Annotated in this window: 18 protein-coding genes and 1 pseudogene; 10 read left to right on the top strand and 9 right to left on the bottom strand. The window is 62.5% G+C overall.

Annotation, left to right across the window (positions count from 1 at the left end):
- The first annotated feature begins 2 nt into the window (after positions 1 to 2).
- The 3 genes from fliJ to ACUN0E_RS42440 all read left to right on the top strand — a co-directional run bounded on the left by fliJ (position 3) and on the right by ACUN0E_RS42440 (position 3,853).
- Positions 3 to 452 carry a flagellar export protein FliJ gene (gene fliJ, locus ACUN0E_RS42450; RefSeq protein ID WP_445570294.1) on the top strand — a complete coding sequence of 150 codons (450 nt, stop codon included), beginning with the start codon at positions 3 to 5 and terminating at the stop codon, positions 450 to 452.
- Between the two features lie 61 nt (positions 453 to 513).
- Positions 514 to 2,019, top strand: coding sequence for a flagellar hook-length control protein FliK (locus tag ACUN0E_RS42445; RefSeq protein WP_445570293.1), 1,506 nt, complete (start codon positions 514 to 516; stop codon positions 2,017 to 2,019).
- 284 nt (positions 2,020 to 2,303) lie between these two features.
- Positions 2,304 to 3,853, top strand: a protein-coding gene (locus tag ACUN0E_RS42440; RefSeq protein ID WP_445565976.1) for an IS3 family transposase whose coding sequence is annotated in 2 segments (ribosomal slippage) — positions 2,304 to 2,778 and positions 2,778 to 3,853 — 1,551 coding nt in all. Because the reading frame shifts where the segments join, the coding sequence is not laid out codon by codon here.
- A 719-nt stretch (positions 3,854 to 4,572) separates the two neighbouring features.
- Here the strand turns inward: ACUN0E_RS42440 and ACUN0E_RS42435 are convergent.
- Positions 4,573 to 6,122 (bottom strand): annotated as a pseudogene (locus ACUN0E_RS42435) (IS3 family transposase).
- A gap of 365 nt (positions 6,123 to 6,487) precedes the next feature.
- Between ACUN0E_RS42435 and fliL the strand changes: the two are divergent.
- The 7 genes from fliL to fliR are packed head-to-tail and all read left to right on the top strand — an operon-like array spanning position 6,488 to position 11,157.
- Positions 6,488 to 6,994, top strand: coding sequence for a flagellar basal body-associated protein FliL (gene fliL, locus ACUN0E_RS42430; protein ID WP_408484799.1), 507 nt, complete (start codon positions 6,488 to 6,490; stop codon positions 6,992 to 6,994).
- 50 nt (positions 6,995 to 7,044) lie between these two features.
- Positions 7,045 to 8,043, top strand: a complete 999-nt coding sequence (gene fliM, locus ACUN0E_RS42425; protein WP_408221464.1) for a flagellar motor switch protein FliM — start codon at positions 7,045 to 7,047, stop codon at positions 8,041 to 8,043.
- Complete coding sequence (gene fliN / locus ACUN0E_RS42420) at positions 8,036 to 8,500, top strand: flagellar motor switch protein FliN (RefSeq protein WP_445570292.1); 465 nt, start codon at positions 8,036 to 8,038, stop codon at positions 8,498 to 8,500. The genes fliM and fliN overlap by 8 nt, the downstream gene beginning before the upstream one ends.
- Positions 8,497 to 9,174 (top strand): flagellar biosynthetic protein FliO, encoded by a 678-nt coding sequence (fliO, locus tag ACUN0E_RS42415; protein WP_445570291.1) that lies wholly within the window; start codon positions 8,497 to 8,499, stop codon positions 9,172 to 9,174. Before fliN ends, fliO begins: the two co-directional genes overlap by 4 nt.
- Complete coding sequence (gene fliP / locus ACUN0E_RS42410) at positions 9,174 to 10,007, top strand: flagellar type III secretion system pore protein FliP (protein WP_408334663.1); 834 nt, start codon at positions 9,174 to 9,176, stop codon at positions 10,005 to 10,007. The genes fliO and fliP overlap by 1 nt, the downstream gene beginning before the upstream one ends.
- 51 nt (positions 10,008 to 10,058) lie before the next feature.
- Positions 10,059 to 10,328, top strand: coding sequence for a flagellar biosynthesis protein FliQ (gene fliQ, locus ACUN0E_RS42405; RefSeq protein ID WP_028198519.1), 270 nt, complete (start codon positions 10,059 to 10,061; stop codon positions 10,326 to 10,328).
- 46 nt (positions 10,329 to 10,374) lie between these two features.
- The gene (gene fliR / locus ACUN0E_RS42400) at positions 10,375 to 11,157 is read left to right on the top strand and encodes a flagellar biosynthetic protein FliR (protein ID WP_408226250.1); all 783 of its coding nucleotides are present in this window, start codon (positions 10,375 to 10,377) and stop codon (positions 11,155 to 11,157) included.
- 155 nt (positions 11,158 to 11,312) lie between these two features.
- Here fliR and flgL read toward each other — a convergent pair whose 3' ends face one another.
- The 8 genes from flgL to flgF all read right to left on the bottom strand — a co-directional run bounded on the left by flgL (position 11,313) and on the right by flgF (position 20,545).
- A complete protein-coding gene (flgL, locus tag ACUN0E_RS42395; RefSeq protein WP_408226247.1) occupies positions 11,313 to 12,536 on the bottom strand; it encodes a flagellar hook-associated protein FlgL in 1,224 nt (407 codons plus the stop codon).
- Positions 12,537 to 12,546: 10 nt separating this feature from the next.
- Positions 12,547 to 14,523, bottom strand: coding sequence for a flagellar hook-associated protein FlgK (flgK, locus tag ACUN0E_RS42390; protein ID WP_445570290.1), 1,977 nt, complete (start codon positions 14,521 to 14,523; stop codon positions 12,547 to 12,549).
- A 222-nt stretch (positions 14,524 to 14,745) separates the two neighbouring features.
- Positions 14,746 to 15,519, bottom strand: coding sequence for a flagellar brake protein (locus tag ACUN0E_RS42385; protein WP_408226241.1), 774 nt, complete (start codon positions 15,517 to 15,519; stop codon positions 14,746 to 14,748).
- Between the two features lie 413 nt (positions 15,520 to 15,932).
- The gene (gene flgJ / locus ACUN0E_RS42380; protein ID WP_408226238.1) at positions 15,933 to 16,931 is read right to left on the bottom strand and encodes a flagellar assembly peptidoglycan hydrolase FlgJ; all 999 of its coding nucleotides are present in this window, start codon (positions 16,929 to 16,931) and stop codon (positions 15,933 to 15,935) included.
- Between the two features lie 12 nt (positions 16,932 to 16,943).
- Positions 16,944 to 18,149 carry a flagellar basal body P-ring protein FlgI gene (locus tag ACUN0E_RS42375; protein ID WP_445570289.1) on the bottom strand — a complete coding sequence of 402 codons (1,206 nt, stop codon included), beginning with the start codon at positions 18,147 to 18,149 and terminating at the stop codon, positions 16,944 to 16,946.
- 2 nt (positions 18,150 to 18,151) lie between these two features.
- Positions 18,152 to 18,850 (bottom strand): flagellar basal body L-ring protein FlgH, encoded by a 699-nt coding sequence (gene flgH, locus ACUN0E_RS42370; protein ID WP_445570288.1) that lies wholly within the window; start codon positions 18,848 to 18,850, stop codon positions 18,152 to 18,154.
- Positions 18,851 to 18,967: 117 nt separating this feature from the next.
- Complete coding sequence (gene flgG, locus ACUN0E_RS42365; protein ID WP_408226230.1) at positions 18,968 to 19,756, bottom strand: flagellar basal-body rod protein FlgG; 789 nt, start codon at positions 19,754 to 19,756, stop codon at positions 18,968 to 18,970.
- Between the two features lie 30 nt (positions 19,757 to 19,786).
- Entirely contained in the window at positions 19,787 to 20,545 is a 759-nt protein-coding gene (gene flgF / locus ACUN0E_RS42360) for a flagellar basal-body rod protein FlgF (RefSeq protein WP_408226227.1), read from the bottom strand.
- Positions 20,546 to 20,550 lie beyond the last annotated feature (5 nt).

Genomic DNA, 20,550 nt, shown 5'->3' with positions numbered 1-20,550 from the left:
CGATGGCGAAACACTTTCCGATCAAGACCCTCATCGGCCTCGCCCAGGATGATGTGGACGCCGCCGCGCAACGCCTGGGCCGCGCCCAGCGCGAGCGCAACGACGTCGAGGCTCAGCTGAATGCACTCGTGCAATACCGCGACGAATATCACGCGCGCTTCACGGCGACTGCCCAGACGGGCATGCCCGCGGGCAACATGCGTAATTTCCAGGCATTTATCGACACGCTCGACGCCGCCATCGAACAGCAGCGCAACCTGCTGGTGACGGCCAATGCGCGCGTCGAGGCCGCCAAGCCCGACTGGCAGCGCCAGAAACAGAAGCTCGGCTCGTATGAAGTGTTGCAGGCGCGCGGCGACGCTGCCGAAGCGAAAGTCGTGGCGCGGCGCGATCAGCGCGATTCCGACGAACACGCAGCCCGCATTCTGAGGATGCGCACCGAGGGCGTCTGACCCGCCCGAGCGCTGTCTCGATTGACCGAACACCCCGTTTGACGGATTGACAGGATTCCCTATGTCGCTTCTTTCACAGATCGGTTCACTGCTCGGCTCTGCCAGCAGCACGTCCACCAACGCGGCCATGGCCGCTGCGGCGAACGCCAAGCCGTTCTCGCAAACCTTGCAGCAGAGCATCGATCTGCAAAACAACGCGGCCGCGCAAAGTGCGAGCAAGCCGCCGGCTTCATCCTCCTCTTCGTCTGCTTCGTCGTCGAGCGTGCATGACGCGCCACCGCCGCCCGATCCTTCGACGAAGAGCCCGGATGCCGCGAGCAGCAACACGGACGACAGCAACTCGACGGGCGCGTCCTCATCCGGTTCGTCGTCGGCTTCAGCGTCGGCTTCGTCGGCCAACACGCAACAGGCCTCAACCGACAAGAGCAACGCGACGCCACCGAAGTCCGGCAACACGACCACGCAGACCAACGCGGACACGGCAGCGGCAGCGGCCGCCGCCGCTGCGCAGGCTCAAGCTCAGGCCAACGCGAACAATGCCACCGACCCGGCGACCGCTGATCCCGCCACGGCACTGACTGACGCCGCGACCACACCGCCCGGCACGGACACCACAACGGGCACCGCCACGGGCAAAAAGACTAGCGCGACCGATCCGAAGTCGTTACAGGACGCCCTGCAAGCCGCCCTGGCCGCGCTGGCGAGCGGCCAGGGCGCGGTGCCGGCACAGGCCCTGGCAAGCGGCGCGGCTGCGAACGCTGCGACGGCGGCAAATGGTATGGGTACGGGCGCGAGCAACGGACTGAACGGATCGGCGGACGGCAAGACGCTTGCGGCCGGTTTATTCGGCGACGGTAAGGGATCGAGTGCCGGCAAGGCTGCGCTAACGGCTGCGGCTACGACCGTGGCGGATCCCTCAGCGGCGGCGAAGGCGGCGGCTGACGCGCTGAGCGCGACGGCTGCTGGTGGTACGCAGGCTGACGATCTGGCGACCTTCAAGAGTGCAACCGATGCCGCGACGGCTGCGCTGGCAGCCAGTCAGGCCGCGGCGGGCGCCGCGAGTACGACGGCGGCCGTGCAAACGACGGGTAACGCCGGTGCTGCGGAAGTGGCGAATGCATTGTCGCCGCAGGTGGGCACGACCGACTGGGAAGATGCGTTGAGTCAGAAGGTGGTGTTTTTGTCGAATGCGCATTCGCAGAGCGCCGAACTAACTTTGAATCCGAAGGATTTGGGGCCGCTACAGGTTGTGTTGCAGGTTGCCGATAACCATGCACATGCGTTGTTTGTTTCGCAGCACCAGCAGGTGCGGGAGGCTGTCGAGGCAGCGTTGCCGAAGCTTCGTGAGGCGATGGAGTCCAACGGGATCGGGTTGGGGAGCGCTAGTGTTAGCGATGGGTTTGCCCGGCAGGGCGGGCAGCAGCAGCGTGCTGATTCTGGGCGGTCTGGTGGGAGAAGCAGCGGGGCTGCGGGGGGTTTTGGCAGCGGCGCTGGTTCGGATTCTGATTCTGTTGTGGCTAATGTTGCCGTGCGGCGGAGTGTGGGGTTGGTCGATACTTTTGCTTGATGTTTTTTTGCCTTTGCGGCGCTTGGTGTTTGTTTTGCCTGCTCGGCGGGGTTTGTTTGATTGCCTACGGCGTTGGGGGTTTGTTGATTTGTTTGCCTGCTTGGCGCGTCCTGTCTGACTGCCTGTGGCGTTGGCCTTTCCTTGAATTGTTATTGGTTGATTAGCGTCGCCCCTGTGCGGGGCGGGCACTTACTTCTCTTTGCCGCCGCCCCTCCATGTCAGGCTAGTTGTCGCCTCACCCGAACCGATTGATGTAAAGATGGGGGGCGGGCAGCGAATGGAAGATGAAACGCTATTCAGCGGAAACCCGGGAGTGGGTAATCCAGCAGATGATGCCGCCGTTCAATCGTGCGGTCATCGAGCTGGCGGGGGCGACGGGCATCACCACGGTGACGCTGCGGACCTGGCGGCAGCATGCAAGAGATACAGGGAAATTCATGCCGGGCAATGGCAAAACGGGCGATCAGTGGTCAAGCGCCGGGAAGTTCAGGGCGGTGCTGGAGACGGCGTCGCTCAACGAGATCGAGACCTCACAATACTGCCGCAGTAAAGGCATTTATCCGGAGCAGATCCGGCAGTGGCGCGAGGCGTGCGAGCAGGCCAACGCGGTGCCTGAAACGAAGCCCACGGCGGCCCGGCGCAACGAGGCGAAGGCTGCGCAAAAGCGCATCCGTGAACTGGAGCGCCAGCTCAAACGCGCTGACGCGGCCCGTGCGGAGGCGGCGGCATTGCTGAACCTGCGAAAAAAAGCCGAAGCGATCTGGGGCAAGGAAGAGGACGACTGATCAGCCGCCCGGATCGTGAAGAAGCCATGCAGCTGATCGATGAAGCCGTACAGCAGGGGGCACGCCGTGCGCGTGCATGCGAGCAGTTGGGACTCAGCGTGCGCAGCGTCCAGCGCTGGCGCCTGTCGCCGCAGGACGGGCGCGCTCAGGTGAAGCGTGCAGCGCCGCCCAACAGGCTGAGTGAGGCAGAACGTCAGGCCGTGCTCGATGCGGCCAACCGTCCGGGCTACGCGAGTCTGACGCCGCACCAGATCGTGCCGAAGCTGGCGGATGAAGGGATTTATCTGGCTTGCGAATCGACGTTCTACCGGATACTGAAAGCAGCAGGACAGGGCCAGCGCCGGGGCCGCGCGCGAGCCCCGCAACGACGCACGCTTACGACGCATTGTGCCGATGGTCCGAACCAGGTGTGGTGCTGGGATATCACGTGGATGCCGGGCACGGTCAGGGGCCGGTACTTTTACTGGTACATGATGAAGGACATCTACAGCCGCAAACTGGTGATGAACGAGGTGTGGGAGCAGGAGTCGGCTGAGCACGCGAGCGAGTTGCTGAACAAGGGATGTTTGCGTGAAGGTATCGCCGGGCGTCCGCTGGTGCTGCACTCGGATAACGGCAGTGCAATGAAAGGCGCCACGATGCGCGCGGCCATGATCGATCTGGGCGTGCAGCCTTCGTTCAGCCGGCCGCGTGTGAGCAACGACAACGCCTTTGCCGAGTCACTGTTCCGTACGGCCAAGTACTGCCCGTTATGGCCTGAGCAGCCGTTCGACACGCTGGAGGCGGCCCGCGCATGGGTGCAGCGCTTCGTCCAGTGGTACAACGAAGAGCACTGTCACAGCGGCCTGAAGTATGTCAGTCCGGGGCAACGGCATCGCGGCGAAGCCAACGATCTGCTGGCCCGCCGGTGTGCGCTGTACGAAGACGCGCGCAGGCAGAACCCCGCACGCTGGTCAGGTGCCATCCGCAACTGGCACCTGGCAGACTCGGTCTATCTGAACCCGGAGCGAACTCACGCGTCGGCCAAAATGTATAAGCACGCAGCGTAACGGTTCATGCGACAACTACCTTGACACACACCGCCGCAAAGAGAAGTAAGCAAGAGAAAGCGGCTCACACCGCTAATTCTTAAGTGGGTCCCCCGCACAGCCACGGTAGTGGTGCATCTGGAATCCGTGCCCGCGCACATTCTGCGTAAGTGACAAGGGAGTCATTAGCTCCCACTCCACACTGCGTGCGTCGCGGATGGGTTTACCTGGGAAACCTGGGGCTTCGTTGAGGCGCCGTGGGGGCCGTCGGCTTCGCCTCGGCGACGGCGAAGTTGCATGAGAAACCTAGGGCTCCGTTTCAGCACCGAGGGAGCCATCGGCTTCGCCTCGGCGACAGCGAAGTTGCACGAGAACCTAGGGCTCCGTTTGAGCACCGAGGGAGCCATCGCCTCCGCCTCGGCGACAACGATGTTGCGTGAGAAACCTGGGGCTTCGCTTAAGCACAGTGGGGGCCATCGGCTTCGCCTGGGCGGAACGCCGAATGGAGCCCGAGCGCGAAACGCAGCCATCGGTTTTATGAAGTGCGCTTCGGCGCGCGCAGCGCCGCCGGAAGTATGACGCCCTTGTCACTGGCGTCGAATGTGCGAGGACACGGATTCCAGATGCACCACTACCGTGGCTGCGCGGGGGACCCGCTTAAGAATTAGCGGTGTGAGCCGCTTTCTCTTGCTTACTTCTCTTTGCGGCGGTGTGTGTCAAGGTAGTTGTCGCATGAACCGTTACGCTGCGTGCTTATACATTTTGGCCGACGCGTGAGTTCGCTCCGGGTTCAGATAGACCGAGTCTGCCAGGTGCCAGTTGCGGATGGCACCTGACCAGCGTGCGGGGTTCTGCCTGCGCGCGTCTTCGTACAGCGCACACCGGCGGGCCAGCAGATCGTTGGCTTCGCCGCGATGCCGTTGCCCCGGACTGACATACTTCAGGCCGCTGTGACAGTGCTCTTCGTTGTACCACTGGACGAAGCGCTGCACCCATGCGCGGGCCGCCTCCAGCGTGTCGAACGGCTGCTCAGGCCATAACGGGCAGTACTTGGCCGTACGGAACAGTGACTCGGCAAAGGCGTTGTCGTTGCTCACACGCGGCCGGCTGAACGAAGGCTGCACGCCCAGATCGATCATGGCCGCGCGCATCGTGGCGCCTTTCATTGCACTGCCGTTATCCGAGTGCAGCACCAGCGGACGCCCGGCGATACCTTCACGCAAACATCCCTTGTTCAGCAACTCGCTCGCGTGCTCAGCCGACTCCTGCTCCCACACCTCGTTCATCACCAGTTTGCGGCTGTAGATGTCCTTCATCATGTACCAGTAAAAGTACCGGCCCCTGACCGTGCCCGGCATCCACGTGATATCCCAGCACCACACCTGGTTCGGACCATCGGCACAATGCGTCGTAAGCGTGCGTCGTTGCGGGGCTCGCGCGCGGCCCCGGCGCTGGCCCTGTCCTGCTGCTTTCAGTATCCGGTAGAACGTCGATTCGCAAGCCAGATAAATCCCTTCATCCGCCAGCTTCGGCACGATCTGGTGCGGCGTCAGACTCGCGTAGCCCGGACGGTTGGCCGCATCGAGCACGGCCTGACGTTCTGCCTCACTCAGCCTGTTGGGCGGCGCTGCACGCTTCACCTGAGCGCGCCCGTCCTGCGGCGACAGGCGCCAGCGCTGGACGCTGCGCACGCTGAGTCCCAACTGCTCGCATGCACGCGCACGGCGTGCCCCCTGCTGTACGGCTTCATCGATCAGCTGCATGGCTTCTTCACGATCCGGGCGGCTGATCAGTCGTCCTCTTCCTTGCCCCAGATCGCTTCGGCTTTTTTTCGCAGGTTCAGCAATGCCGCCGCCTCCGCACGGGCCGCGTCAGCGCGTTTGAGCTGGCGCTCCAGTTCACGGATGCGCTTTTGCGCAGCCTTCGCCTCGTTGCGCCGGGCCGCCGTGGGCTTCGTTTCAGGCACCGCGTTGGCCTGCTCGCACGCCTCGCGCCACTGCCGGATCTGCTCCGGATAAATGCCTTTACTGCGGCAGTATTGTGAGGTCTCGATCTCGTTGAGCGACGCCGTCTCCAGCACCGCCCTGAACTTCCCGGCGCTTGACCACTGATCGCCCGTTTTGCCATTGCCCGGCATGAATTTCCCTGTATCTCTTGCATGCTGCCGCCAGGTCCGCAGCGTCACCGTGGTGATGCCCGTCGCCCCCGCCAGCTCGATGACCGCACGATTGAACGGCGGCATCATCTGCTGGATTACCCACTCCCGGGTTTCCGCTGAATAGCGTTTCATCTTCCATTCGCTGCCCGCCCCCCATCTTTACATCAATCGGTTCGGGTGAGGCGACAACTAGCCTGACATGGAGGGGCGGCGGCAAAGAGAAGTAAGTGCCTGCCCCGCACAGGGGCGACACTAATCAACCAATAACAATTCAAGGAAAGGCCAACGCCACAGGCAGTCAGACAGGACGCGCCAAGCAGGCAAACAAATCAACAAACCCCGCCAAAGGCAAAAAACCCCCAAACCCCCGCCCCCACCCCCGAACGGGGCAAAAACCAGAGATAGCCCTCAATAACCCTTCTTTTCGACCCATCGCGCCGCAGGCAAATAAACAACAATCACCATCACCAGCACTAAAGGCAAGTAAAGCAAACCTCATGGCAGCCACGACCGCAAACCAGCAAGCCGCGCCCGCTTCCCCGGGCCCCTTGAAGCGCATCATCCTGATCGTCCTCATCGCGATCATCGCCGCAGGCGCTGCCGGCGCGGGTGTGTGGTTCTTCATGTCCAAACGTGGCCCAGCTCCCGCGTCAGCGGGAATCGCCAGCGCGCCGGCGCCATTAGCCGTGCCGCTCTTCTTCCCGCTCGAATCGATGACAGTCAACCTGCAATCGGACGACGGTCAGCAACACTTCCTGCGTATCGGCCTGACGCTCAAGCTCAACGACCCGAAAACCCAGCAGGAACTCTCCGACCATATGCCGGAAGTGCGCAGCCGCATCCTCCTCGCACTGTCGAATAAACACCCGGAAGAACTCGCACCGCTCGAAGGCAAACGCGCCCTGGCCACCGAACTCCAGACACTGATCGAAGAGCCGACCGATAAGGGCGCCGCGCCGGTCCACGTCCAGGACGTGCTGTTCACCGAATTCGTCGTGCAGTGAAGTCATTTCGCGCTGCCATCATTAACCGCCGGACGCACGAGGAATAAGGAATGGGCCACGAAGAGTTCATGTCCCAGGAGGAGGTTGATGCCCTCCTCAAGGGCGTCACCGGCGAGTCCGACTCGGTCGCCGAACAGACCGACCGCTCAGGCGTACGTCCGTACAACATCGCGACGCAGGAACGCATCGTCCGCGGCCGGATGCCCGGCCTCGAAATCATCAACGACCGCTTCGCGCGTCTGTTGCGCGTCGGTATCTTCAACTTCATGCGGCGCTCGGCGGAAATCTCCGTCGGTCCGGTGAAGGTGCTGAAATACAGCGAGTTCACCCGCAATCTGCCGATCCCGACCAACCTGAACCTGGTCCATGTGAAGCCGTTGCGCGGCACGTCGCTGTTCGTGTTCGACCCGAACCTGGTGTTCTTCGTGGTCGATAACCTGTTCGGCGGCGACGGGCGTTTCCATACCCGCGTCGAAGGCCGCGATTTCACGGCAACCGAGCAGCGCATCATCATGAAGCTGCTCAATCTCACGTTCGAGCACTACGCGGCGTCGTGGAAAAGCGTGCGCCCGCTGCAATTCGAATTCGTGCGCTCGGAAATGCACACGCAGTTCGCCAACGTGGCGACGCCGAACGAAATCGTCATCGTCACGCAGTTCTCGATCGAGTTCGGCACGACGGGCGGCACGCTGCACATCTGCATGCCGTATTCGATGATCGAACCGATCCGCGACATTCTCTCGTCGCCGATCCAGGGCGAGGCGCTCGAGGTCGACCGTCGCTGGGTCCGCGTGTTGTCGCAGCAGGTGCAGGCAGCCGAAGTGGAACTGACCGCCGACCTCGCACAGGTGCCGGTCACGTTCGAACAGATCCTGAACATGCGCAAGGGCGATGTTCTGCCGATCAACATCCCCGAACACATCACGGCGAAAGTCGATGGCGTGCCGGTGATGGAATGTGGCTACGGAATTTTCAATGGTCAGTATGCGTTGCGGGTCCAGAAAATGGTCAGCGCAGCCGACACGATGAAGGAAGGTGGATATGAGTGACCTGAACGCAAAGACTGAGGCCGAACTGGCCACCGGCGAGCCGCAGTTGGCCGCCGACGCAGCCGGCGCCGAAGACGACGCGGCGATGGCCGACTGGGCCAGCGCGCTGGCCGAGCAGAACGACAACACGGAAGTCAGTCCGACTACCGCAGGCGTGTTCCAGCCGCTCTCGAAGGTCGAATCGACCTCGACGCGCAACGACATCGACATGATCCTGGACATTCCCGTCCAGATGACCGTCGAACTCGGCCGCACCAAGATCGCGATCCGTAACCTGCTGCAACTCGCACAGGGCTCGGTCGTGGAACTGGATGGCCTCGCGGGTGAACCGATGGACGTGCTGGTCAACGGCTGCCTGATCGCCCAGGGCGAAGTGGTCGTCGTGAACGACAAGTTCGGCATCCGTCTGACCGACATCATCACGCCGTCCGAACGCATCCGGAAGCTGAATCGATGAAACGTGTTGCCGGTCGCGCCGCATTGCATATGCCACATGCGTCACATGCGTCGCGCAATGTTCGCCATCGCGCAGGACTCGCGGCGACTATAGCCACGACAGCGGCTACGTCGGCGCTGATGTTCGTACTGACCTCGGTGGCGACATTCGCCCCATCGGCCGCGCACGCAGCCGACATGAACGCGGTCAACAACGCCGCGAAAATCGCGTCGGGTGTGGGCGCAGGCACGGCCGTTCCGGCGCTCGGCGTCGGCGCGGTGTTGCAGACCATCGTCGGCCTGCTGGTAGTGATCGGTCTGGTGTTCGCCTGTGCATGGCTCGCGCGCCGTTTCGGCTTGCAGCCGGCCAATCGCGGCGGCCTCGTGAAGACAATCGGCGGCGCCTCGCTCGGCGGCAAGGAGCGGGTCGCCGTGGTCGAGATCGGCGATACGTGGCTTGTGCTCGGCACGGCGCCTGGCAATGTGCGTCTGCTGCATACGATGTCCGCCGGTTCGGCCGCGGATCCGATCGCAGGCACGCAACCGGTCACACCAGGCGCGTCGGGTGTATCGGATGCATCGGATGCGTCAGTTAAAGGCGCAGCGTTGCCCGGCACCTTCGGCCAACGCTTTCGCGATGCTTTAAAAGGCGAAGTGGGCAAACGTTTCAATGGGCAAGGCAGCGGGGATCGGTAATGCAGTTCAGTCTTCAATCAGTGCAATCAGTACGTCACGCGCACGCCACTCGCATGTCTTGCGCCACCTCGAAAGTCATTGCAGTCTTGCGCCGTGTCGCGCCAGTCGTGTTACCGGCGCTGATGCTCGCGCTGCCGACGCTGTCGTTCGCGCAAGCCGCCGGCTTGCCGGCCTTCAATACGAGTCCGGGCCCGAACGGCGGCACGACCTACTCGTTGAGCGTGCAGACGATGCTGCTGCTCACGATGCTGTCGTTCCTGCCGGCGATGGTGCTGATGATGACGAGCTTCACGCGCATCATCATCGTGTTGTCGTTGCTGCGCCAGGCGCTCGGCACGACCACGACGCCGCCTAACCAGGTGCTGGTCGGTCTCGCGCTGTTTCTCACGCTGTTCGTGATGTCGCCAGTGCTGGACAAGGCCTATACCGACGGCTACAAACCGTTCTCCGACGGCACCATCCCGATGGAAACGGCGGTGAACCGCGGCCTCGCCCCGTTCAAGACATTCATGCTGCGCCAGACCCGCGAAAGCGATCTCGCGCTGTTCGCCCGCATCTCGCACGCCGCGCCGATGCAAGGTCCGGAAGACGTGCCGCTGTCGCTACTGGTGCCGTCGTTCGTGACGAGCGAACTGAAAACGGGCTTCCAGATCGGCTTCACGATTTTCATCCCGTTCCTCATCATCGACATGGTGGTGGCGAGTGTGCTGATGTCGATGGGGATGATGATGGTGTCGCCCGCCACGATCTCGCTGCCGTTCAAGCTGATGCTGTTCGTACTGGTCGACGGTTGGCAATTGCTGCTCGGCTCGCTCGCGCAGAGCTTTGTTTAACCGGGTCACTGAGTTGCATCACTCAACCCTTCACGCTTCCGGTACTACGCCATGAATCAGGAATCCGTCATGACGCTCGCGCACCAGGCCATGTATGTCGGCCTGCTGCTTGCCGCGCCGTTGCTGCTGGTCGCGCTGGTCGTCGGTCTGGTGGTGAGCCTGTTCCAGGCCGCTACGCAGATCAACGAAACCACACTGTCGTTCATTCCGAAGCTGCTCGCGATCGCGATCACCATGGTGATCGCCGGTCCGTGGATGTTGACGACCATGCTCGATTATCTGCGTCAGACGCTCACCAACATTCCGTCGCTCGTCAACTGAGCGCGGCCCCGGCCTCCGCTCAGCGCTTCCGCGCTCTCCCACCGTCATGTTCTCCGTCACCTACGCACAACTGAACGCCTGGCTCACGGCGTTCCTGTGGCCGTTCGTGCGGATTCTCGCGCTGATGGTGACCGCGCCGGTGCTCGGCAACCGTTCGCTGCCGACGCGGGTAAAAATCGGCCTCGCGGCCTTCATCACGATCATCGTCGCGCCCACGCTCGGCGCACTGCCGCAGGTCACGGTGTTTTCCGCCGAAGGCGTATGGATCATCGTCAACCAGTTCCTGATCGGCATCGCGCTCGGCGTGACAATGCAGATCGTGTTTCAGGCGATCAGCGCCACGGGAGATTTCGTCGGTCTGGGCATGGGCCTCGGTTTCGCGACATTCTTCGACGCGCAGGCAAGCAGTTCGAGCCAGGTGCTGTCGAGCTACATGAACACGATCGCGATGCTGGTGTTTCTGGTGATCGACGGCCATTTGCAGATGATCAGCGCACTACTGGCCACCTTCCAGTCGGTGCCGGTGTCGGCGAACATTCTGGGCGCGCCCGGCTGGCGCACACTGGCGAATTTCGGCAGCACGGTATTTTCCGCCGGCCTGCTGCTGTCGCTGCCGGTGGTCGTCGCGCTCCTGATCACCAACCTCGCGCTCGGCATCCTGAACCGCGCCGCGCCGCAGATCGGCGTGTTCCAGATCGGCTTTCCGCTGACGATGCTAATCGGCATGCTGCTCCTGCAACTGATGATCCCGAACATGATCCCGTTCTTCATGCGCCTGTTCGACGTCGGCATCGATCAGATGGGGCGTGTGGCGGCCGGGCTTAAGTAGCACCGTTTCCGGACCGGCGAGATTGGCCGCGCTAGCCATGCGAGCAACGCGCGCCGCTCATGCACTTTGGCCACGCATCGGCCACCCAGAACAAAGAAGGGCGGAACCGGCTCACACCGGCTTCCGCCCTTCTTTGTTTCGACCTGCTCGTCTGCTTAATTCAGGTACTGGAACAGCGAAACGCTCTGAATCTTCACAAACGCCTGCTGCGCCGCTTGCAGCGCGTTTTGCGTCATCGTGTACTGGCCGATCGTCTTGGCCATATCGGTTTGGGTCAGATCCGCCAGGTTGCTCGCCGTCTGCAAGGTGTTGGTCTGCGTGACGGTCTGCAATGCCTGGACTTCCTGCTCGCGGCCACCCACTGCGGCCTGCGCGGTCACGACGTTGTTCATCGTGTTTTCGAGCTGGGTCATGCTGGTGGTCAGCGCGCTCTGGAAACTGGCCGTCGACGCGCCGCCCGACACCGGCGTTTGCAACGTGGCGATCAACTGGTTCAGATTGGCGAACACATCCGTGCTGCCTTGCGTGGCCGGCGTCACGGTGAAGCTGTCGCCCGCGTTCGGCGCGCCGGTGATGTTCACCGTCTGGCCACCGAGTGTAATCGCCGAGCCGGCTGTGAACGTTTGCGGTGCGCTCGTGGTCACCGCCCCGGTGGCCGGATCGGTCTGGCTCACCGTGTAGGTGGTCCCCGACGAGAAAGCGATCTTGTACGTGTCCGCATTGGCCGGATTGGTCGGGTTCGTCAGGCTCACGGTGCTGATCACGCCCGTGCCCGTGTTGCCCGTCGTCGCGGCCGGCACCGAGCTGGTACCGATTGACGCAACGCTGCCGAAGATCGCGATACCGTTGTCGCCGGTCTGAATGGTGTGCGAGGAGGTGATTTGCATGGCAGGCGTGCCGGTGTCGCCCGAATAGGTCACGACACCGGCCGAGTTGGTGGTGTACGGCTGCGCCGTGCTTTGATAACCGCCGAACAAGGCGTTGCCTTGCGGATCGGTCGCATTGGCGAGCGTCATCAACTGGCTGCGCAAGCTTTGCAATTGCGTCGCGATCGAGCCGCGGTCGCCGTCGTTCAGTGAACCGTCGCCGGCGCTCAGCACCAGCGTGTGAATGCTTTGCAGCACCGTATTGACGCTGCCGAGCGTCGAATCTTCCTGTTGCAGCGAAGCGAGCGCGGAAGTCTGGTTGGTCGTGTACTGCGACAGGCTCGTCGCCGTCGAGCTCAACAGCACCGCCTGCGCCGCGCCGAGCGGATTGTCCGACGGCGTGGAGAGGCTGACACCGCTCGAGATCTCTTGATACAACTGCGACAACTGAGCTTGCTGATCGCTCATCGTTGCCACGTTCATGTTGAAGTACTGCATGCTTGAGATGCGCATGTTCAACGCCTCACTGGAAGATGCCGAGTATCGTCTGGAACAGGGTCTGCGCGGTCTGGATGACCTTGCTGTTCGCCTGATAGAGCTGCTGATACTGAAGCAGGTTGGCTGCTTCTTCGTTAATGTTTACGCCCGAGACCGACTGCTGCGCGGTGGTGATCTGCGTCACCAGCGAGGTCTGCGCCGTGCTCGAAGTCTGAATCTGATTGGTCTGGTTACCGATCTGGTTGACGTAGTTCGCATACGCGCCCGCCAGCGTGACCGTGCCGCCGCCCAATGCCTTCGCCGCGGACAGGTTCGACAGTGCCAGCGCATTGCGCCCGTCATTGCTCGCGCCGGTGTTCGGGCCGATGGTGAACGTGTCGCCGGCGGCCGGTGCGCCGCTGATCGTCACCGAGACGTTGTTCATCTGCCCGGCGGTCGTGTTGTTGATCGTCAGCGCAGCACCCGTGCTCGACGAATACGGCACCACGGTGGTCGCGTCGGTGATCGGATACGTGGTCGAGGGCGAACCCGCCACCGTCACCGTCGATCCAGCGGGGAAGCCGGACAGGCCGGTGCCGTTGTACGACAGCGTGGTGGTTGCATTCGGCATCGTGTAGCCGGCCGTCACCGTGCCTTGCGTGATCGTACCGGTGCCGGTATTGCTCGCCGTTGCGGCGCCGAGCACCGGTGCCGCGGCGGCGAGCGCCGACGGGTCCGTGGTCGCGGTGTTGAAGCTGTTCAGCGCGCCGCGGGTCGGTTCTACCGTGAACGAATCGCCCGCCTTCATCGTGCCGGTGGTCGAGAAATTCAGGCCGTTGATCGGCTTGCTCAGGTCGGTCGCCGAACCCACCACGCTGCCGGTCGAATTGTCGGTCAGTGTGTAGGTGGTGCCGTTATAGGCCAGCGTGTAATCGCCGGTGGTCGGCTGCGCGGCATTCGCAAACGAGACGTTCAGCGAGGCATTGCCGGTGTTCTGCGTATTCGCATAGACGGTCGGGCTGCCCACCGAGAACAGCGCGCCGCCTTGGGCGCCCGAGAGCGTAACGCCGAGGCTGTTCTGCGCGTTGACCTGTGAAGCGAAGCTCACCGCAATCGCGCCGAGCTGTGCTTCGCCCGGATCGAGCGTCTGGCTGCGAAATGCGAGGAGACCGCCGAGCGCACCACCCGTAACTTTGCTGTCGGGCAGATTTTGCGGCGTGGCGGGCGGGTTCGCGCCGGCTTGGCCAAGATACTGCACCGACAGTTCGCTCGTGTCGCCCGTCGCAGGCGCCGTGCCGAGGTTGTAGCTGTTGCCGGACGAGACGAGCGGCTGGCCGTTGGCCATGAACACGCTGTAGCTGCCGTTGGTGTTCACAACGTTCACGCCAATCAGTTGCGACAGGTTCGACACAGCGAGATCGCGCTGATCCATCAACTGGTTCGGCGGCTGACCTTGCGTGCTGGCTGCGGAGATCTGGCCATTCAACTGGGCGATCTGCTGCGTGTAGCTGTTGATCTGAGAAACGGTGCTGGTGAGCTGCGTGTTGACGCTCTGGCGCAGGGCGTCGTATTGCTGACCCGCGGCGTTGATCTGGTTCACGAGCGTCTGCGCGCCGCTCATCGCGGTCTGGCGGGTGGCCAGACTGGAGGCGTTGTTCGAGACATTCTGCAAACCGGTGAAATAGCTGGTGATCGCGCTCGAAATGCCGGCAGTCGGACTGCCGATCAGATTGTTCAGCTGCGAAATCAAGGTGTTGTACGTCGACAGCGAGCTGCCCGAGCTCTGCGCGTTGTTCAGCTCAGTGGTCAGATACTGGCTGTACTGGCGCGTCACGGTGACGGTCGAAACGCCCTGCGGCAAATAGCCGGAACCCGTGTACTGCCCGCCGCTTTCCGCATAGACCGGCGTTTCGATCGTATAGCCCGGCGTCGACGCGTTGCTGATGTTCTGGCCGGTGGTCGTGAGTCCCCACTGGGCTGCGTTCAGTCCACTGAGTCCGAGATTGATGAGGTTGCTCGACATGCGTCATCCTGAAGGGCGACACCGACCACATGCCACCACGTTACTTGAACATCCTGTTTAACGGCTCTCACAAGGAAAAATTGAGGGCCATTCCGATGCTTGTTCGACGTTTGTTTCAACGTTTGCGAGGCTTATGCTGCCGGGCTTTCTGCCTCATGCGCAGCAACTCAAAAACCGCGCGCAAATTGAGCCATCCTCAGGCGCCGCTCGTGCGGCATTTCATCAACGCACCAGCGAACGGCGCTTCATTTCCAGTTGCGTAATCAGACGTTGCAGCGTGTTTTCGGCGCTGCCCGGCAGCGTCAGAAAACGGAAACCGAGTTGATAGCGCTGCGTACCGTTCGGCAACGCGGTGGAGCGGTGCGACACCAGTTGCAGATCGAGCGAAAGCCGGCCAAATGCGCCGAGCGACAGTTCGCAATCCTGCAGCCGCGTGCCCATCGGCAATTCGGCCACGCGCTCGTCCGTGGTGCGCATACCGACGCCGCCGAGCGACAGATCGTGCACTTCGAAGCGGAACGTATCGCCTTCAGGCAAACGGCCGACGCACATATACGGATCGAGAATCGGTGCATCGACGCGGAAATACTCCCGGCGCTGGACATAGAACAGCACTTCGGGAAAATCGGCCTCGAATGCAGGCAGTCCTTCGTAGCGGGTTTCGCGCGGCGTGCCGGTCGCGAACTCGGCGCGCACGCCGTCCGGCGACGCATGAAACTGACAGCGCGATGCGCCCAACAAACCTTTGTTCTGCTCCGAAAGCGCGCCCCAATCGAAAGTGAAGGTGCGCGTGCGCACGTCGACATCGAGCAGGCGCGTGACGAGCTGACCGCCCGCGTATTCAACGGTAAGGAAATCGCCTCGATTGACGAGGTTCCGTAACTGAACGCCGATCTCCAGCGGATTGCGGCGGCCGAAATCAGGTGCGCTTTCGTCTAGCGTGGCGTGCGACTGGCCGGGTGCTTCGGCCTGGCCGTGCGACTGGGTAGTATCCATAGGCTTGCCGGTATGCATGTTCTTGCGGGCGCGTGCCAAGGCTCCTGCCGGGGCTTTCGCGCGGTCTTCATCGAAGCCGCAGCACGCGCATTCAACCGGACATTACAACGCTTTCCGGTATCGGGTCTAACTGATTAGCGGCAGCATTCAGCCAAAATTTAGGGGCATGTAATGAAATATTTGCCGCAAACGTTAAAACGCCGATATACCGCCGGTGAAATCCGGGCTCATCGAATGCAGGCGGCAATCACACTGGTTATGCGGGTGGACCGGCTGCCCGCAGGCGGCCGGCCTCGTCCGTCTTGTTATGCACCTGGCCCCGTCGCGTGCATGCTTCTTTATTCGAGAAAATCAAACTGCAAACTGGTCGATTGCGCGATCGACTACGACCGCACACCCTTATTAACGGCAGCTCAGCCCATTTTCTGCATAATGGACATCAGCTTTTTCGCGTAATGCGGATCGGTTGCATAACCCGCGCGCTGCATGCCGTTGGCAAAACCATTCACGTCATGCGCGGAATTGATTACCTGCGCATAACGCGGGTTGCCCTTGAGCAGGCTCGCGTAGTCGGTCATCGCGTCCTGGTACGAGTCGTACGCGCGGAATTTTTCGACGGTGCGCTGCGGCTTGCCGTTCACATACTCGGTCGTGACTGTGGAAACGGTCTTGCCGGTCCAATCCTTGGTCGCCTTGATGCCGAAGACGTTGTGGCTCGGCGAACCGTCGGCCTTTTTGATCTCGCTCTTACCCCAGCCCGATTCGAGCGCGGCCTGGCCGATGATGAAGCGCGCCGGAATGCCGGTTGCCGCGCTGGCGGCTTGCGCCGGCTGGGCGAGCTTGTCGACGAAAGCGTCGACCTTCGGCGAGGTGCCGTCGCCCTTGATCGGCGGCGTCAGCGAGCTGTTGGCCGAGTAGCCTTTGCCCATTGCCAGTTGACCGTTGGCCTGCGCATTACCGTAGGCCTTCGCGAGCGCGTTCAGCGCCGCGGTCTGGCCTTCGTCGCCGCCACTGCCGCTACCCAACGCCCCGGCCATGCCGCTCAGGCCGCCGCTTGTGCCGTTCGCGCCGCTCACCTGCAGGCCCTGATTGCGCATCATCTGCTTGAGCATCGCGTCAGCCACGCCGATGCCCTTCTGCGATAGCTGCTGAGACAACTGCTGATCCATCATCGACGTGAAGGTGGCGCTGTCGTGCGAATCGAACGGACCATCCTGTGGCGTCGCCTCGCGCATGCTCTTCAGCATCATCTGCGTAAACACCGCGTCGAACTGCTGTGCGGCCATCTTCATGCCGGCTTGTGGCGAAGCCTTGGCCTGCGCACTCAATTTGCCGAAGCCCTGCACGTCGAGCGCGAAGCGCTGGGTCAGGTCGTTCGCCGCGTTGGCGGAATTGGTCGTATCCGAATTCATCTTGCGTCTTCCTTAGATGATTTCCAGGTCGGCGCGCAGAGCGCCCGCCGCTTTCATGGCCTGCAGGATCGACATCAGATCCGCGGGCGTCGCACCCAGTGCGTTGAGCGCCTTCACCACTTCGGCGAGGTTGGCGCCGGCAGTCACCAGCTTCAGTGCACCGTTGTCCTGCTTCATCTGAATCTGCGACTGCTTGGCCACCACCGTCTGGCCGTTCGAGAATGCACCCGGCTGACTCACCACCGGCTGCGTATTGATCACCACCGACAGATTGCCGTGCGCCACCGCGCAGTTTTGCAGCGTGACCATCTGGTTCATGACGATCGAGCCGGTGCGCGCGTTCAGGATCACCTTCGCGGCGGCTTGCGCCGGCTTGACGTCGAGGTTCTGCAATTGCGCCATGAAGGCGACCTGCTGCTCCGGATCGGACGGTGCGCGCAGCTGAATCGTGCGGCCGTCGAGCGCCATGGCCGTGCCGCTGCCGAACGCGTTGTTCACCGCTGCCACCACGCGCTGCGTGGTGTCGTAGTCCATATCGTTCAGGTCGAGCTGCATCGTGCCCGCTTGCGACACCGAGGTCGGCACCGCGCGTTCAACGATCGCGCCGCCGGTGATGCGGCCCGCGGCCAGCGTATTCACCTGCACCTTGCTGCCGTTCGCGCTTGCGCCGGCACCGCCGACCGCGAGGTTGCCCTGGCCGAGCGCATACACCTGGCCATCGGCGCCCTTGAGCGGGGTGAGCAGCAGCGTGCCGCCGCGCAGGCTTTTCGCGTTACCGAGCGAGGACACCGTCACGTCGATCGCTTCGCCAGGACGTGCGAAGGGCGGCAATACCGCCGTCACCATGACGGCGGCAACGTTCTTCAACTGGATGTTCGACAGCGACGACTGCGAGTTGCTCGAACCCGCCGCCTGGTTGTTGATCGAGATGCCGAGGTTCGCCAGCATGTTGGCAAGCGTCTGCGTGGTGAACGGCGTTTGCGTGGTCTGGTCGCCCGTGCCGTCGAGACCGACGACGAGGCCGTAGCCGATCAGCGGGTTGTCGCGCACGCCCTGGATCTGCACAAGGTCTTTCAGACGTTCGGCATGGGCGGGCGTGGCTGCCGGCAGCGCCGCGCAGGCCAGTGCGACAACGGCCAATGCACGACCGATGTGGCCAAAGCGGCCGAACCGGTCGAGTTGCACGACGTGGCGAAGGTGGGAGATGGCGGTACGCATGATCACCACGGCGACACGTTGAGGAAGAAGCGCTGCAGCCAGCCCATATTCTCGGCTTCGTCGAGATAGCCCTTCGCGGAGTATTCGATTTTCGCGTCGGCCACCTGGGTCGAGTACACGGCGTTGAGGCTCGAAATCGTGTTCGGATTCACGACCCCGGAAAAGCGCACGAATTCGTTACCCTGATTGATCAGCATCTGCTTTTCGCCGCTCACCATCAGGTTGCCGTTCGGCAGCACGCCGGTCACCGTGACGGTGATCGTGCCGTTAAACGTGTTCGATGCATTGGCGCCGCCGGTGCCGTTGAAAACATTCGCGCCGGTGGCGCTCAGGTTCGTCTTACCGAACAGTCCACCGAGAAAGCCCGCGGTCGGCACGTTGAAGTTGGTGCTGCCCGAGCGATTCGCATTCGCGCCCGACGACTTCGTCGCGTTGACGTTTTCCTGAATCACGATAGTCAAAATATCGCCGACATTGCGCGGCCGCTGATCTTCGAACAGCGGCCGGCCCGCGTAACCCGGGTTGTAGATCGAGCCCGGCGATTGTGCCTGCGGCGGCATCGGCGGCAGCGCCGTCATCGGTTGCTGCGTGATGGGCTGCTTCGGCACGAGCCCGCAGCCGCCCAGCGTCGCCAGCAGCGTGAGCTGCACGAGCGCCTGAGCGGTGCGCGAATGAACCGGCTTACGAGTGAAGTGCGACATCTTGATTACTGCCTTTCGATAAAGCGCCGGGCCGTCCCAAGTCTTCTCGTCCCCCCCTGGGGGGCCTGACGCGAAGCGACAGGTTCGGGGGCGCTTTTAATTCCCAGTCCCCAAGCCTTAAACCTGCATCTGGCTGAGGGTCTGCAGCATCTGGTCCGAGGTTGTCACGGCCTTGCTGTTGATTTCGTAAGCGCGCTGCGTCTGGATCATGTTCACCAGTTCCTGCACCACGTTCACGTTCGATGCTTCCACGTAGCCCTGATTGAGCGTACCGGCGCCATTCAGGCCCGGTTGCGCGACGTTCGGCGCACCCGACGAAGAGGTTTCCGAGAACAGGTTTTCACCCTTCGCATCCAGACCGGCCGGATTGATGAAGGTGGCGATCTGCATCGAGCCGAGTTGCTGGCTGTTGGCCTGGCCGGCGACAGTGATTGACACCACACCGTCGCTGCCGATGGTCAGCGAGGTCGCGTTATTCGGAATCGTGATCGCCGGAATCACCTGATAGCCGCTCGACGTAACAAGCTGGCCCTGGGCGTTGGTCTGAAACGAACCGTCACGCGTATAGGCGGTCGTGCCGTCGGGCATCTGCACCTGGAAAAAGCCCTGACCGTTGATCGCGACGTCTTTCGAGTTGCCGGTCTGCTGCAGGTTGCCCTGCGTGTACAGACGTTCGGTCGCAACCTGTTGCACACCGGTGCCAAGCTGGATGCCGGACGGCAATTCGGTGTTTTGCGTCGAGTTCGCGCCCGGCTGACGGACGGTCTGATACAGCAGATCCTCGAACACCGCGCGCGAACCCTTGAAGCCGTTGGTGCTGACGTTCGCGAGGTTGTTCGAAATCACGTCCATCTGCGCCTGTTGCGCATTCATGCCGGTAGCAGCGATGTAGAGTGAGCGATTCACGATTCTTCTCCTGGGTGCCTAAGCATCCCGTTAGCTAAAACTGAGCAGCTGGTTGGCAGACTGGTCGTTCTTGTCGGCGTTTTCCAGCAGCTTGGTCTGCATCTGGAACTGGCGCGCGTTGGTGATCATCGCGACCATCGCGCTGACCGGATTCACGTTGCTGCCTTCGAGCGAAGCCGGCGCCAGCGTGACGGTGGGATCGGCGTCGGCGTCGTTGCCGTCGGCGGTCCGAAAGAGGCCATCGTCGCCGCGCGTCATGGTTTGCGGATCCGGATTCACGAGCTTCAGCTGATCGACCGTCACCACTGCGGTCGGCGGATCGCCTGGCGTCAGCGCAGACACCGTGCCGTCCTTGCCGATTGTGATTTCCGCACCCGGCGGCACCGATACCGGGCCGCCGTTGCCGAGCACCACCTGATTGGTGGCGTTCACCAGTTGACCGTTCTCGTCGACGTGCAGATTGCCGGCTCGCGTATAAGCCTCGTTGCCGTCGGCGGTTTGCACCGACAGCCAGCCCGGACCCTGAATCGCCACGTCGAGCGGATTGCCCGTCTGCTGGATCGGCCCCGGCGTATAGTCGGCGCCCGGCGTCGACGACAGCACGAAGGTTCGCGTGGTGTTGTCGTCGATCGAGCTGCCGTCGCCGAACGCCATCGGCACGGCGCGGAACGTCGCCAGCTGCGCGCGAAAGCCAGTGGTCGACGCATTCGCCAGATTGTTGGCAACGATAGCCTGCTGTTCGAGCGCTTGCGTGCTGCCCGACATCGCGGTGTAGATCAGCCGATCCATGATGG

The sequence above is a fragment of the Paraburkholderia sp. D1E genome, assembly GCF_052682275.1.
Note: the sequence above shows the minus strand (reverse complement) of the source record. Positions and strands in the feature narration are given on the sequence as shown.